The sequence below is a fragment of the Arthrobacter globiformis genome (assembly GCF_046536215.2).
GTDB classification, from domain to species: domain Bacteria; phylum Actinomycetota; class Actinomycetes; order Actinomycetales; family Micrococcaceae; genus Arthrobacter; species Arthrobacter globiformis_E.
Genome location: NZ_CM143421.1, coordinates 212,172 through 225,909 on the forward strand (window position 1 = coordinate 212,172; position 13,738 = coordinate 225,909).

Annotated in this window: 11 protein-coding genes and 1 pseudogene; 5 read left to right on the forward strand and 7 right to left on the reverse strand. The window is 68.9% G+C overall.

Going from position 1 to position 13,738, the window contains the following annotated elements; genetic code table 11:
* Positions 1-20 precede the first annotated feature (20 nt).
* Entirely contained in the window at positions 21-1,373 is a 1,353-nt protein-coding gene (gene hisS / locus R5O87_RS01055) for a histidine--tRNA ligase (protein WP_410557056.1), read from the forward strand.
* 35 nt (positions 1,374-1,408) lie between these two features.
* On the opposite strand, the gene R5O87_RS01060 is transcribed toward hisS, so the two are convergent.
* Positions 1,409-2,683 (reverse strand): APC family permease, encoded by a 1,275-nt coding sequence (locus R5O87_RS01060; RefSeq protein ID WP_410557055.1) that lies wholly within the window; start codon positions 2,681-2,683, stop codon positions 1,409-1,411.
* Positions 2,684-2,782: 99 nt separating this feature from the next.
* Between R5O87_RS01060 and aspS the strand changes: the two genes are divergently transcribed.
* Both aspS and R5O87_RS01070 read left to right on the forward strand, forming a co-directional pair.
* Positions 2,783-4,570, forward strand: coding sequence for an aspartate--tRNA ligase (gene aspS / locus R5O87_RS01065; protein ID WP_410557054.1), 1,788 nt, complete (start codon positions 2,783-2,785; stop codon positions 4,568-4,570).
* A 139-nt stretch (positions 4,571-4,709) separates the two neighbouring features.
* Positions 4,710-5,516: a GNAT family N-acetyltransferase gene (locus tag R5O87_RS01070; protein ID WP_410557101.1), complete on the forward strand. Its 807-nt coding sequence runs from the start codon at positions 4,710-4,712 to the stop codon at positions 5,514-5,516.
* A 103-nt stretch (positions 5,517-5,619) separates the two neighbouring features.
* Here the strand turns inward: R5O87_RS01070 and R5O87_RS01075 are convergent, their stop codons facing one another.
* The 6 genes from R5O87_RS01075 to R5O87_RS01100 form a co-directional block, all read right to left on the reverse strand.
* Positions 5,620-5,748 (reverse strand): hypothetical protein, encoded by a 129-nt coding sequence (locus R5O87_RS01075; RefSeq protein ID WP_410557053.1) that lies wholly within the window; start codon positions 5,746-5,748, stop codon positions 5,620-5,622.
* Between the two features lie 26 nt (positions 5,749-5,774).
* The gene (locus R5O87_RS01080) at positions 5,775-7,157 is read right to left on the reverse strand and encodes an MFS transporter (RefSeq protein ID WP_410557052.1); all 1,383 of its coding nucleotides are present in this window, start codon (positions 7,155-7,157) and stop codon (positions 5,775-5,777) included.
* A 10-nt stretch (positions 7,158-7,167) separates the two neighbouring features.
* Positions 7,168-7,497: a Dabb family protein gene (locus R5O87_RS01085; protein ID WP_410557051.1), complete on the reverse strand. Its 330-nt coding sequence runs from the start codon at positions 7,495-7,497 to the stop codon at positions 7,168-7,170.
* A gap of 1 nt (position 7,498) precedes the next feature.
* The gene (locus R5O87_RS01090) at positions 7,499-9,196 is read right to left on the reverse strand and encodes an FAD-dependent oxidoreductase (RefSeq protein ID WP_410557050.1); all 1,698 of its coding nucleotides are present in this window, start codon (positions 9,194-9,196) and stop codon (positions 7,499-7,501) included.
* Positions 9,197-9,268: 72 nt separating this feature from the next.
* A complete protein-coding gene (locus R5O87_RS01095; RefSeq protein WP_410557049.1) occupies positions 9,269-10,030 on the reverse strand; it encodes an SDR family NAD(P)-dependent oxidoreductase in 762 nt (253 codons plus the stop codon).
* Between the two features lie 105 nt (positions 10,031-10,135).
* Positions 10,136-10,921, reverse strand: coding sequence for an IclR family transcriptional regulator (locus R5O87_RS01100; protein ID WP_410557048.1), 786 nt, complete (start codon positions 10,919-10,921; stop codon positions 10,136-10,138).
* Positions 10,922-11,054: 133 nt separating this feature from the next.
* Here R5O87_RS01100 and R5O87_RS01105 point away from each other — a divergent pair, with 133 nt between their 5' ends.
* Together R5O87_RS01105 and R5O87_RS01110 are read left to right on the forward strand one after the other, a co-directional pair.
* Positions 11,055-12,812: an FAD-dependent oxidoreductase gene (locus R5O87_RS01105; RefSeq protein WP_410557047.1), complete on the forward strand. Its 1,758-nt coding sequence runs from the start codon at positions 11,055-11,057 to the stop codon at positions 12,810-12,812.
* A gap of 230 nt (positions 12,813-13,042) precedes the next feature.
* Positions 13,043-13,552, forward strand: a pseudogene (locus R5O87_RS01110) (IclR family transcriptional regulator); the annotation flags it as partial.
* Positions 13,553-13,738: the final 186 nt, after the last annotated feature.

The following is a 13,738-nucleotide window of genomic DNA, read 5'->3' on the forward strand; positions in this document are numbered from 1 at the left end:
ACCTGAGGAGAAACTCCACCATGGCACGCACCGCCTCCCTGTCCGGATTCCCCGAGTGGCTTCCCGAGGAGCGGCTGGTGGAGCAGCATGTCCTGGACTCGCTGCGCCGCACCTTCGAGCTGCACGGTTTCGGCTCCATCGAGACCCGCGCTGTGGAAACCGTGGGCCAGCTGCTCCGCAAGGGCGAGATCGACAAAGAGGTCTACGGCCTGAGCCGGCTCCAGGACGATGAGGGAGAGGAAGCCAAGGGCAAGCACGATCCGCACGCCCTCGCGCTGCACTTTGACCTCACTGTGCCCTTCGCCCGGTACGTCGTGGAAAACGCCGGCTATCTGGCCTTCCCGTTCCGGCGCTACCAGATCCAGAAGGTCTGGCGCGGTGAACGCCCGCAGGAGGGCCGTGCCCGCGAGTTCACCCAGGCTGACATTGACGTGGTGGGCGACGGCGAGCTGCCCTTCCGCTACGACGTCGAGATCGCTCTGGTCATTGCCGAGGCGCTGGGCGCCCTCCCGATCCCGGAGTTCCGGCTGCGCATCAACAACAGGAAGCTCGCCGAAGGCTTCTACCGCGGCATCGGCCTGACCGACACCGCCGGCGTGCTGCGCAGCATCGACAAGCTGGAAAAGATCGGCCCGGAGAACGTGGCTGAGCTCCTCAAGTCCGAGCTCGGCGCCACCGACGAGCAGGCACAGGCAGCCCTGAAGCTGGCCGGCATCAAGACCGAGGACACGTCCTTCGCGGCGCAGGTCCGCTCGCTCGGAGTCAGCAACGACCTCCTGGAGGAGGGCCTGAACGAACTCGAACAGGTGATCGAGGCCGCCGTAAAGCGGGTCCCCGGCAAGGTCGTCGCCGACCTCAGCATCGCCCGCGGACTGGACTACTACACCGGAACCGTCGTGGAAACCGTCCTGGTGGGCCACGAGCAGCTCGGCTCGATCTGCTCCGGCGGCCGGTACGACGCCCTGGCCAGCAAGGGCAACCGGAAGTTCCCCGGCGTCGGGCTGTCCATCGGCGTGACCCGGCTCGTCTCGCGCATCCTCAGCCAGGACCTGGCCAAGGCCTCCCGTTCAGTGCCCACGGCAGTCTTCGTTGCACTGACCTCGGACGAGAGCTGGGGCGAGGCACAGGACGTTGCCACGGAGCTGCGCAGCCGCGGCATCGCCGCGGAGGTGGCCGCCAAGGCCGAGAAGTTCGGCAAGCAGATCAAGTTCGCGGACCGCCGCGGCATCCCGTTCGTCTGGTTCACGGACGAGGACGGCAAGCACCAGGTCAAGGACATCCGCTCCGGCGTGCAGGTCGACGCCGATCCTGCGACGTGGACGCCGTCGGAGGAGGACATCCGCGTCCAGGTCGTCTCCGCGCCCTCGGCCTAGCGGGCCAGGGCTTCCTGAGTCACGACCCCCCGCGGCTAGCCCAACCGCCGCTTCCGGAATGCCAGCGCAACGGCGCGCCCGGCGAGTCCGGCGGCCATGATGGCCGCCATGCCGAGCGCCGACGCGGCCGGCAGGGTAAATGCCAGGACCAGGCACCCGGCCAGCCCTGCGGCATTGAGCCACTTGGGCGCGTGCCACGGCCGGTCCCGGAGGGTAAACGCGGCGGCATTTGTCACGGCGTAATAGAGCAGGACGCCGAAGCTGGAAAAGCCGACCACCGTCAGCACATCGGTGGTCAGCAACAACAGAACGACGACGGCGGCCACCGCCAGTTCGGCGGTCACCGGCACCGGGTGGCGTCCGCCCACCCGGGCCAGGGGAGCGGGCAGGTCACGTTCGCGGGCCATCGCCATGGCCGTGCGTCCCACCCCGGTGATGAGGGCCAGCAGTGCGCCGAGCGAGGCGGCGGCGGCCCCGGCCTGGACGGCCGGCGCTCCGGCGGCCAGCCGTGACTGTTCCACGGCGTCGAGAAGCGGAGCTGTGGAGGATGCCAGCACGAAAACCGGAAGATGCGCCAGCAGCAGCGCCCCCAGCGCCAGGTAGATGACGAGCGCGCCGGCCAGGGCACCGAGGATGGCGCGCGGAATCACGCGTGCCGGGTCCTTGACCTCCTCGCCGAGCGTGGCGATGCGCGCGTACCCGGCAAAGGCGAAGAACACCAGGCCGGCGGCCGGCAGGATGCCCCAGAAGCTCCCGGCTTGTCCGGAAGTTGCATAGGCCGGTCCGGAAGCCGTCCCGCCGGCAACGTGCGGTCCCAGGATGCTCGCCGCGGCCACGAAGGCCAGCGTCGCCAGGACCACGGCCAACAGGATGCGCGTCAGGAAGGCTGTCCGGGTGATGCCCAGCAGGTTCACGCCGGTCAGTGCGGCCACCGCGGCGATGGCAACAGGGGTGGCGTAGCCCGGCGCAACATATTGGCCGAAGGTCAGGGCCATGGCCGCGCAGGAGGCCGACTTGCCGGTGACAAAGCCCCAGCCGGCCAGGAAGCCCGGCCACTCACCGAGTTGCTTCCGGCCGTACACGTACGTCCCGCCGCTTTGCGGATACTTTGCCGCGAGCTGGGCCGAGGCCACGGCGTTGCAGTACGCTACGGCGCCGGCCAGGGCGATGGCCGCCAGGAGCAGCGATCCGGCCAGCCGGGCGGCCGGTGCGAAGACGACAAAAACGCCGGCGCCGAGCATGGATCCGAGCCCGATGGCTGTCGCGTCGGCCACACCCAGCCGTCGTTGGAGCTGCTGGTGCTTGGTCATGGCGGGGCAGGAACCTTTCAAACGGGTAAACTCGGACGGGATCGTTTCCGCAACGATCGTATTTGAACTTCATTCTGTCTTCCTTCTGAAAGGAATGCTGTGCTGCGCACACATGACCTCGGATCCCTTCGCTCCGAGCACATTGGACAAACCGTAACCCTGGCAGGCTGGGTTGGCCGCCGTCGTGATCACGGTGGTGTCGCATTCGTCGATCTGCGTGACGCCTCCGGCGTGGCGCAGGTGGTGGTCCGTGAGGAAGAGGTCTTCCACGGGCTGCGCAACGAATACGTGCTCCAGGTGACCGGTACGGTCTCCAAGCGCCCGGAAGGCAACGAAAACCCTGCCCTGGCCACGGGCGAGGTGGAGGTCATGGCCGACAAGGTGGTCATCCTCAACACCGCCGACGCGCTGCCCTTCCAGATCGACGAGCACGTGGAAGTGGGCGAGGAAGCCCGGCTCAAGCACCGCTACCTTGACCTGCGCCGCCCCGGCCCCAGCCGCAACATCCGCCTCCGGTCCGAGGCCAACCGCGTGGCCCGCGAGCTGCTGCACGACGAGGGCTTCGTCGAAATTGAGACGCCCACCCTGACGCGTTCGACGCCGGAAGGCGCCCGTGACTTCCTGGTCCCCGCCCGCCTGGCGCCGGGTTCCTGGTACGCGCTGCCGCAGTCGCCGCAGCTGTTCAAGCAGCTCCTGCAGGTGGGCGGCTTCGAGAAGTACTACCAGATCGCCCGCTGCTACCGCGACGAGGACTTCCGCGCCGACCGCCAGCCCGAGTTCACCCAGCTCGACATCGAGGCCAGCTTCGTCGAGCAGGACGACATCATCCGGCTCGGCGAGGGCATCGTGAAAGCTGTCTGGAACCTGATCGACGTCGAAATCCCGACGCCGATCCAGCGCATCACCTACGCCGACGCCATGGCCCGGTTCGGGTCGGACAAGCCCGACCTGCGGTTCGGCCAGGAGCTGACCGAACTGACTGAGTTCTTCAAGGACACCAACTTCGGCGTCTTCAAGGCTCCCTACGTCGGCGCCGTCGTGATGCCCGGCGGTGCCTCGCAGGCCCGCCGCGCACTCGATGCCTGGCAGGAGTGGGCGAAGCAGCGCGGCGCCAAGGGCCTGGCGTACGTCCTCTACAAGGAGGACGGCGAGCTCGCCGGCCCCGTGGCCAAGAACCTCACCGAGACCGAGCGTGCCGGCCTGGCCGACGCCGTGGGCGCCAAGCCGGGCGACTGCATCTTCTTCGCCGCCGGCGAGAAGACCCCGTCCCGTGCGCTGCTCGGCGCCGCCCGCGTTGAGATCGGGCACCGCACCGGCCTGATCGACCCCACCGCCTGGGCCTTCTGCTGGGTGGTTGACGCCCCCATGTTCGAACCTGCCGCTGCCGCGGTCGCGTCGGGCGACGTGGCCGTCGGCGCCGGACAGTGGACCGCCGTGCACCACGCCTTCACCTCGCCGAAGCCCGAATTCCTGGACACCTTTGACCAGGACCCGGAGTCCGCGCTCTCCTACGCCTACGACATCGTCTGCAACGGCAACGAGATCGGCGGCGGCTCCATCCGTATCCACGAACGCGAAGTCCAGGAGCGCGTCTTCGAGCTCATGGGCCTGGACAAGGCCGATGCCCAGACGAAGTTCGGCTTCCTGCTGGAGGGCTTCAAGTACGGCGCCCCGCCGCACGGCGGCATCGCGTTCGGCTGGGACCGTGTGGTGGCGCTGCTGGCCGGCGTGGACTCGATCCGCGACGTCATCGCCTTCCCGAAGTCCGGCGGCGGCCACGACCCGCTGACCGACGCGCCGGCGCCCATCACCGGGCAGCAGCGCAAGGAGGCCGGCGTCGACTTCAAGCCCGAGGCCAAGAAGCCGGAAGAGAAGAAGGCCGACTGAGTCCCGCGGCCCGCCGCGTGAGCAATCGCGAAGCTTAACCAGGAGCAGGAGGCTCCCCGGATCTGTACCGCAGATCGGGGGAGCCTCCTGCCGTTGACGAAGGAGTGCCGTGGCCTTGTTGCCGGATTTGGAAGCCGCCATGGATGCGGCCTGGCCCGCACCGGACCGGGAGCTGTCCGGCGGCTGGGTCCTCCGTGCCGCACACGGCGTCACCCAGCGTGCCAACTCCATCTGGCCGCGTTCGGAGCCCCTGGGCACGAGGGGCGAGCGCCTTGCCGCGCTGCGGGACGCCAGGGCCTGGTACCGCGGCCGCAGGCTGCCGGTGATCTTCCAGGTCTTTGACACGCCCGGCAGCTTCGAACTGAACGCCGTCCTGGATGACGAGGGCTTCACCCGGCAATCGGAGACTTTGATCATGGTACGGACGGCTGATACGGCGCCGGCCTCCGACCCTGCACCGGCGGCCGGCGGGGATGCCCCGGAACGTGGCGCCGGCGTCGAAATCACCGACTCTCCGTCGGTGGAATGGCTGGACTTGTGGTGGTCCGTTGACGGCCGCGGCGGCGCCGCGGAACTGGAGACGGCCCGTGCCATCCTCTCGGGCTGCCCGGCGCTGTACGCGCTGGTGAGGGACGACGGCGGCGGGCCAGCCGCCGTCGGACGCCTTGCCGTTGTTCCCGGTGCGGCAGGCAGCTGGGGCGGGCTGTACTGCATGGCCACCCGGCCCGATGTCCGGCGCCGCGGCTACGCCAGCCGGGTCCAGCAGGCCCTGTTCCAGGCAGGAGCGGCGCTGGACACGGGGAACGGGGCTCTGGCTGGCTACTGGCTGCTCGTGATGGCGTCGAACACCGTTGCCCGGGAGCTGTACTCCCGGGCAGGTTTCTCTGAGGTGTCCCGTTATTACTACCGGCAGGAGCGGCCGCGGCGATCCCTGACCGGCTGCTGAACCGCCCCTCCATCCCGCCATTTCGACGGTTCCCTGCCCGCTCGACGTTGCGCAACGTCTTGCGGGCGGGGAACCGTCGAAACGGAGCGGCCGCCGCGGGGTGTTACTGGGCTTCGGTCCGGTAGTGCAGGCCCAGCCACGGGGCGGTGGCCAGTTCGCCGTCGAACGCGTCCTGGCTGTCCGCAGGGTGCCCTGCTTCCGGCTGCACTTCGCGGCTGGTGTGTTGCGTCATGGTCTTTCCTTCCGGGCGGTTTGGGTTCAGCGCCGCTGGAGGGCGGGCTGCTGCGCTTCGGCCTGCCGCCGGCGGGCGGTGCCTGCCAGGTACGGTCCGCCGAGTTCGCCGATGGGCGTGGCGGCAGTCTCGCGGGACCAGAACGCGGATCCTGCGGCGATGAGCATGCAGACAGTGCCGAAGATGGCCACGGGCACCCAGCCCCAGGCTCCGGGGGCCAGCAGCATCCCGGCGATCATCGGCCCGAAGCCGGCCAGGACCAGGCCGAACTGGTTGCCCAGCGCCATGCCGGAGTAGCGGACGGGAGCGGCGAACTGTTCGGCGAAGAACGCCGGCCAGACGCCGTTGAAGCCCGAGTACAGCACCGTCATGTTCAGGAATGCGGCGAGGAACACCAGCACGATGTTGCCCGAGGAGAGGGCCAGGAAGTACAGGAAGATCGTGGCGGAGCAGCCGATCGCGGCGGTCAGCAGGAGGGGGCGGCGGCCGATGCGGTCCGACAGCCTGGCCGCGAGCGGCATGGCGAACATGGACAGGCCGATGGCCACGGCGTTCACGGTCAGGATGGCGGCCCGGTCGAATCCGGCGCCGGACGTGGCGTAGGCGAGTCCGAACACGGTGAAGATGGTCTGCATCACGGACATGATGGACATTCCCGCCACGCGCAGCACATCCGGAGCCTGGAAGCGGAGAACTTCCTTGAGGGGCATCGGGGTCACCTGGCGGCGTTCCTGGGCTTCCTCGAAGACCGGTGTTTCGTCCAGGTGCGTCCGGACCCAGTAGGCGATGGCCAGCACCACGATGGAGAGCCAGAAGGGGATGCGCCAGCCCCAGCCCATCATGGCGTCCCGGGGCAGCGAGGTCACCGGGATAAAGACCAGGGTGGCCAGCACCATGCCGGAGGCGTAGCCGGTCATGACGAAGCTGGTGAAGAAGCCGCGCTTGCCTTCGGGCGAATGTTCCAGCGTCAGCGTGGAAGCTCCCGCCGATTCCGCACCGGCGGAGAAGCCCTGCGCCAGCCGGCCCGCCACCAGCAGGATGGGGGCCCAGACGCCGAGCTGCTCGTAGGTGGGCAGGAAGCCGATTCCGAGGGACGCCAGGCCCATGATGCCGAGGGTCAGCAGCAGGATCTTCTTGCGCCCCAGCTTGTCGCCGAAGTGGCCCATCACCAGGCCGCCGACAGGCCTCGCCACATACGCGACGCCGAACGTGGCGAAGGCGCCGATGAGGCCGATGGCGGGGTCCGCGGAGGGGAAGAACAGGTGGGGGAACACCAGGGCTGCGGCGGTGCCGTAGATGAAGAAGTCGTAGTACTCCAGCGTGCTGCCGAGGAAGGACGCCAGGGCGGCTTTGCGCGGGGTTTTCCGCGGGGCCTGCTGGGGAACCTGCGGTGATGGGGTGGTGGTCACGGGAATCTCCTTAAGACTGCGTTGTCTCAATGGCTGCCGGCGCGGTGTCCGGGAGGTGGAAGTCCACCGAGAGGATCTGCCGGCTGTTGGGGAACGAGTACGCCTTCAGCGGCTCGTGGAGCGGATGCGTGTTGTACACAGCGATGTCCTCGACGCTTTCGAAGTCGGCCACGATGGCGTAGTCGAAGGAGCGCTCCGTGTTGAGGACGTCCGGGCCATGGCTGAGGCTGAGCATGCCGGGGATCTTTCCGGCCATGTTGTTGAGCCCGTCAATCCAGGCCTGCCGGTCGACCGGCGGGAAGTCGGGCTTGAACTGGAAGAGCACGGTGTGGCGGATCATCTCAGGCGCCCGCCTCGACAAGCTCGGCCACCGGTGACTGGTACTCCGGCGATTGGCCGGCCAGGGTGCGGCCGGCGAGGTAGCCCATGGTCATGATGGGTCCGAGGGTGGCGCCGGCTCCGGGATAGCCTGCCGCGTAGGCGTTCTCGGTGGTGTTGCCGGCGGCGAACAGGCCCGGAATGGGGCGGTTGTCGACGTCGAGCACGCGGGCTGAGCCGTCGGTGGCCACGCCGCCGTTGGTGCCGAAGGCGCCGTTCACCACCTCCAGCGCATAGAACGGCCCGGACTCGAGCGGGCCCAGCGAGGGGTTGGGCCACGGGCAGTCGGCGTCGCCCCAGTACTTGTCGTAGGCGCTTTCGCCGCGGCCGAAGTCGGGGTCCTCGCCCCTGGCCGCGGACCCGTTGAACCGTGCCACGGTGGCTTCAAGGTTTTCGGCCGGAACGTTGATCTTGGCGGCGAGTTCCGCCAGGGTCGGCGCCTCGATCAGGTAGTCCGGCGTCGGCTGCCCGGCGCGGTGGGCGAGGATGCCGTAGCGCTCCAGGTAGGCGTGGTCCACGATCACGTGCGCCGGGGTGTTCAGCGTGCGGTTGGCGGCGGAGTCCCAGGACTGCAGGCTGCGGGCGAGGTCGTTGTAGTTCTGGGATTCGTTGGCGAAGCGGCGGCCGTGCCGGTTCACCATGATGGACCCCGGGCCCTGCCGTTCGAACCGGAGCAGGGTGCCCACCGGCTGGCCGTCACGGGTGTCGCCGGTGACGGACATCGGCGCCCACCAGGCTTCGCGCGTGCCGCGGGTCTGGCCGCCGATGCGCTGCGACATCCGCAGCCCGTCGCCGGTGTTCGAGGGCGGCGAGCACATCGTGTAGAGCCGGGACGCGAGCATCGAGTCGGCAAGGGCCTTGTCCCATTCGAAGCCGCCGGTCGCGAGTACAACACCGTCGCGGGCATGGAACACTTCGCCGGTTTCGAGTTCGACGCCGGTCACCCGGCCGCCGTCCGTGGAAAGGCCGTCGGTGGGCAGGCCGTCGGTGAGCAGGCGGTGCCCGCGCGCCCCCGTGACGAGGGCGGCCCCGTCGCGGACCAGGCTGGCGAGCAGCATGGAAACCAGCGCCTGTCCCTTGGCAACCAGGCCATCGTCCTGGCGGCTGGCCAGTTCGTCCCACGGGAACTTGGTGAAGGCGCCCCAGTCCTCGTATTCCTGCATGGTGAACGGCGCGCGTCCGTCGCTGCGCACGTGCTTCCGGAGGCCGCCCAGGGCTTCGGTGCTGTTGAACAGCTCGGGTTCCACGGTGCGTCCGCCCGTCACGGCACCGGGGAGGTCCTGCCGGTAGTCGGGAAAGTTGTCGAGGAAGATGAAGCGGACGCCGCACTCCTCCTCGACGAAGCGGAGCATCTGGTCGCCGTAATTCAACGCTGCATCCAGCAGTTCCTCCCGGCCCCTGCCGCGGGCGACCGCGCGGACGTACTGCGCGGCCGCTGCCTTGGAATCGGTGATCCCGGCCGTGCGCGCGTGGTGGTTGTCCGCCACCCAGAGCATGCCGCCGGACACGGCGGACGTCCCGCCCAGCAGGTCACTCTTTTCGAGGACGACGACGGACTTGCCGGCGCGGGCGGCGGTGGCCGCCGCGGTGAGTGCGCCCGCACCGGAGCCGACGACGACGACGTCGTAGGTGTCCGCGGAGGTGCCGTTGACGAATTTCATGGGGTGTTGCCTTTCAAGAGGAAGATGATGGGTGCCGCGGCAGTTAGGTGCCGGCGGGTGGGCGGGGTGGCGTCAGACAGCCGTGTAGCCGCCGTCGATGACCAGCTCGGAACCGGTGGTGAAGCGCGACTCGTCCGAGGCCAGGTAGAGAACGCCGTAGGCGATCTCGTCCGGTTCGCCCTGGCGGGGCAGCGGGTTGGAGCCCACCAGCTGCTTGTAGTATGCCTCGGGGCCGATGTCCGACTGCTCTGCGGAGCGGCGGCTCATCCGCGTGTTCATGGAGCCGGGGTGGATGGAGTTCACCCGGATGCCGTAGCCGCCATAGGCCGCGGCGTCCGACTTGCTCAGGAGCCGCACGGCGCCCTTCGTGGCGTGGTAGAGCGGCACGTTCCGGCCGCCGGTGAGGCCGTGGATGGAGGAGAAGTTGACGATGCTGCCGGTGCCCTTTTCGATCATGCCGGGCACCACGTGCTTGGTCATCAGCCAGACGCCCTTGACGTTCACGTTGAAGATCGTGTCGAAGTCGGCGGTCGACGCGGTGTGCGACGCTCCCGCCGGGCCGATGATGCCAGCGGCGTTGACCAGGACGTCCGGGGTGCCCAGTTCGTCGCGGACCCGGCGGATGGCCTTGGCGACGCTGGCCTCGCTGGTGACGTCGACGTCATACTCACTGATGTTCTCGTGGGCAGCGGCGGCCGGGATGCCGGCAACGTCCAGGCTGGCAACCTTGGCGCCGTGTTCGGCAAGGAGGGCGGCGGTGGCGCTGCCCAGGTCCCCGCGGCCGCCGGTGACAATGGCCGTCTTTCCGGCCACGCGGTTCTGGATGGGATTCATGTGGTGCTCCTCGTGATCCTGCAGCCTCGTCGCTGCTTCCCAGCCAGCGTGGCAGGGGACCTGTGAGCGGAACCACACGATTGCCGATGAACGGCAAAACCGCCTTTAGTGGCTTTGCCGGAGCGTTCCCTTCAGCTCGCCCCGCCAGCCCAGGGCGCGCGAGATCCCGCGGGCCGCCGCCATCAGGACCGGCACCCGGGCGGGCGCGTTCTCCTCGTTGCGCGGCACCACCACGCTGAGCGCTGCGCGGACGGTGTTGTCGGGGCCGAACACCGGCACGGCGATGCCGCTGGATTCGGGAACGATCACCCCGGGCATGGCAGCGAAGCCGCGCTGCCGGATCTCGGCGAGGTGGCGCCGGAGCGCGGCCGGCTCGGTCAGCGTGGTCTCGGTGAATTTGGTCAGCGGCCGGGCCAGGAAGGAGTCCTGGTACGCGGCGGGGGAGTGCGCCAGCAGCACCAGCCCGGAGGACGTGGCGTGGACCGGGAGCCTGCCGGCGATCTTGGTGATGTCCACGATGGTCTTGTCCGAGCCGAGCCGCTCGATGTACAGCACCTCGTCGGAGTCGAGGATGCCCAGCGTGGTGGAGTGCTGCACCACGGCCTGGACGTCCTCCATGAACGGCAGGGCAGCTTCCCGCAAACCGAGCATTTTCGAACCGCGCGACGCCAGCTCCCACATCCGGGTGCCGATGTGGATATCCCCGCCGGGCTCGCGTTCCAGCAGCCGCTCCAGCAGCAGGTCGTTGACCAGGCGGTAGGTGGTGGTCACCGGCAGGCCGGTGCGGCGCCCGAGCTCGGCAACGCTCATGGCGGGGTGCCGGTCATCGAAGGCGCTCACGATTTTCACGAACCGGCCGATGATCGACTCGCCGGATGCGGAGTTGGCCACTGTTCCTCCTGTCGATTCCCGCTCAATGGTAATCCTCCTCCCCGGCGCCCGTACCCCCGGGTCTACTGGGGGTTTGTCAGTCAACGCCTGCCGCCGCAATGGAGTGGCCCGCAGGCAGAACGGAGCAGGAACCATGACAGAAACCGCAAAGACGGCGGTCTGTGACGTCCTCGTCATCGGCTCGGGCGTGGCCGGGATGGCCGCGGCGTTGAAAGCGGCCTCGCAGGGGTTGAGCGTGATCGTCGCCGAAAAGGAACGGTACTTCGGCGGCACCACCGCCATTTCCGCGGGGTGGGCCTGGGTCCCCGGCAACAAGCAGGGCGCGGCGCAGGGCGATACCCGCGGGGACGCCGAGACCTACCTGAAGAACCTCGCGCCCGAGACCTTCAACGCGGCAGGGGTCCGGAACTTCCTGGACACCGTCCCCGAGGCGATCTCGTTCTTCGAAAACGAAACCGACGTGAAATTCACCTACCCGGAGAAGGCCCCGGACTACCAGATGGACCTGCCCGGAGCGAAGCTGTCCGGCCGGGCGATCCTGCCGCAGGATGTGGACGCACGGGTGCTGGGCGACAAGCGGCTCCTGATGCAGCCGTACATGAGCTCCTACACGGTCTTCGGCTACATGCCGCAGGTGGGGCCGGACATCAACGAGTTCTTCCATGTGAACCAGTCGCTCAGGTCCTTCATCTACGTCGCCAGGAAGCTGCTGCGCACCTGGGCAGACGCCGCCCGCTACAAGCGACCGGTTCTGCGCTCCAACGGCAACGCCCTGATGACCCGCATGGTCAAGAGCGCGGACGACCTGGGCGTCCGTTTGTGGAACTCCGCACCGGCGCTCTCGCTCACCAGGGACGACGCCGGGACCGTCACCGGTGCGGTCATCGGCGGAGAGCGCGCCGTCACCGTCACCGCGCGGGCCGGCGTGATCCTCGCCGCCGGCGGCTTCTCCGGAAACAGGGAGCTGCGGCAGCGGTATTTCCCGCACGACGCCGGCGGCGACGACCACTTCACGCCCACCGTGGGCCACGGCGGCGACGCCGCCACCTTGGCGATGGGAGCCGGAGGCTACATCGACGATTCCGTGTCCAGCGTGGGCTCCTGGGCCCCGGTGACCGTTTTCAAATACCTCAGCGGCGAACAGCGGCTCTTTCCGCACCTGCGGGCCATTGGCCTGCCCGGGCTGATCGCCGTCGACCGCCACGGCAGGCGCTTCGGCAACGAGGCCCTGAGCTACCACGACTTCGGCGGCGCCATGATCGAGCACAACAAGGACGAGGACAGGACCTTCGGCTACGTGATCGGCGACGCGAAAACGATGCACAAATACGGCATCGGCTATGCCAAGCCCTGGCCCATGCCCCGCGGCTACTTCTACCGGACCGGCTATCTGGTGAAGGGGAACACCCTTGCTGAGCTGGCCGGCAAGCTCGGCATCGATGCCGCCGGACTGGAAGCCACCGTCGCCGGCTTCAACCCGGCAGCCGAGCGCGGCGAGGACCCGGCCTTTGGCCGCGGCTCCACCCAGTACAACCACTTCCGGGGCGACCTCGAGCACAAGCCGAACCCGAACCTCGCGCCCGTGGGCAAGGGCCCCTACTACGCGGCGAAGATCCAGATGGGCGATCTGGGCACGTTCGCCGGCCTCGGCGTCAACGACAACTCCGAGGTGGTCACGGCCGAGGGCTCGGTGGTTCCCGGACTTTTGGCCGTGGGCGCGGCTGCGGTGAGCGTCTTTGGCGGCGGGTATCCCGGCTACGGCTCCCACATCGGCCCGGCCTTGGTGTTCGGCTACCGTGCCGGACGTGACATCGCCAGGCTCGCCGGGGAGCGGAACGCGGACCGGACGGGGGACCAGGCCGGGCGGCCAGCCAACGCGGTGCCCCGCTAGGCGCCGGGCCGGAGACCGCCATGGCGAACTCACCTTCGGGGGAATCTGTCATCAGCCGCGTGGTGCGGCTCATGGGCGCCTTCGACCGGGACCTGCCGGCCATGACGCTCTCCGGCCTGGCCCGCCGCGCCGGCCTCCCGCTGACCACCGCGCACCGGCTGGTGGATGACCTGGTCCTGCACGGCCTCATCGAGCGGCTGCCGGACGGGTACCTGTGCTCCGGAATGCGGATGTGGGAGCTCGCCGCCAGGGGCTCCCGGGCGCTGAACCTCCGCGAGCTGGCGCTGCCGTTCATGGAGGACGTGCAGGCAGCCGTCCACCAGCACACCACCCTGGCGGTGCTGGACCACGGGACTGTGCTGTACGTGGAGCGCCTCTCCTCGCCGCACTCCAGCCTGGACGCCGCCCACATTGCGCAGCGGATGCCCATCCACGCCGCCTCGTCCGGCCTGGTGCTGCTGGCGTTCTCGCCGCCGGCCGTCCAGGCCGGGGTGCTGGCGGAGCCCCTGAAGGCAGTGACCCCCGAGACCATCACGGACCCAGCCCTTATCCGCAAGCACCTGGCCGAGATCAGGCAGCGAGGCTACGTGGCCCTGCCCGGCATTGGTGTCACCGAGTGGACGGGCATCGCCGTGCCCGTCTTCGGGCCAGGCAACACGGTTGCCGCGGCGCTCAATGCCATCGTGCCGCGGCAGGACGCGGCGGTTCCGCTGATTGTTCCCGCCCTGCTGACCGCTGCGCACGGGATCTCCCGCGCGCTGAAATCCGCCTAGGTGTAGGGCCGGGCAGGCTGCATCCGCCCGGCCCGGCCAGCGCACGGACTTTCGCAACCGATGAACGGAAGACCTGTGGGGAAGGCGGCGGCAGATCCCGCACTGTGGAGTGAGAGGCGGATCACACCCGATGACGCCGAAGCCAACCGGAAA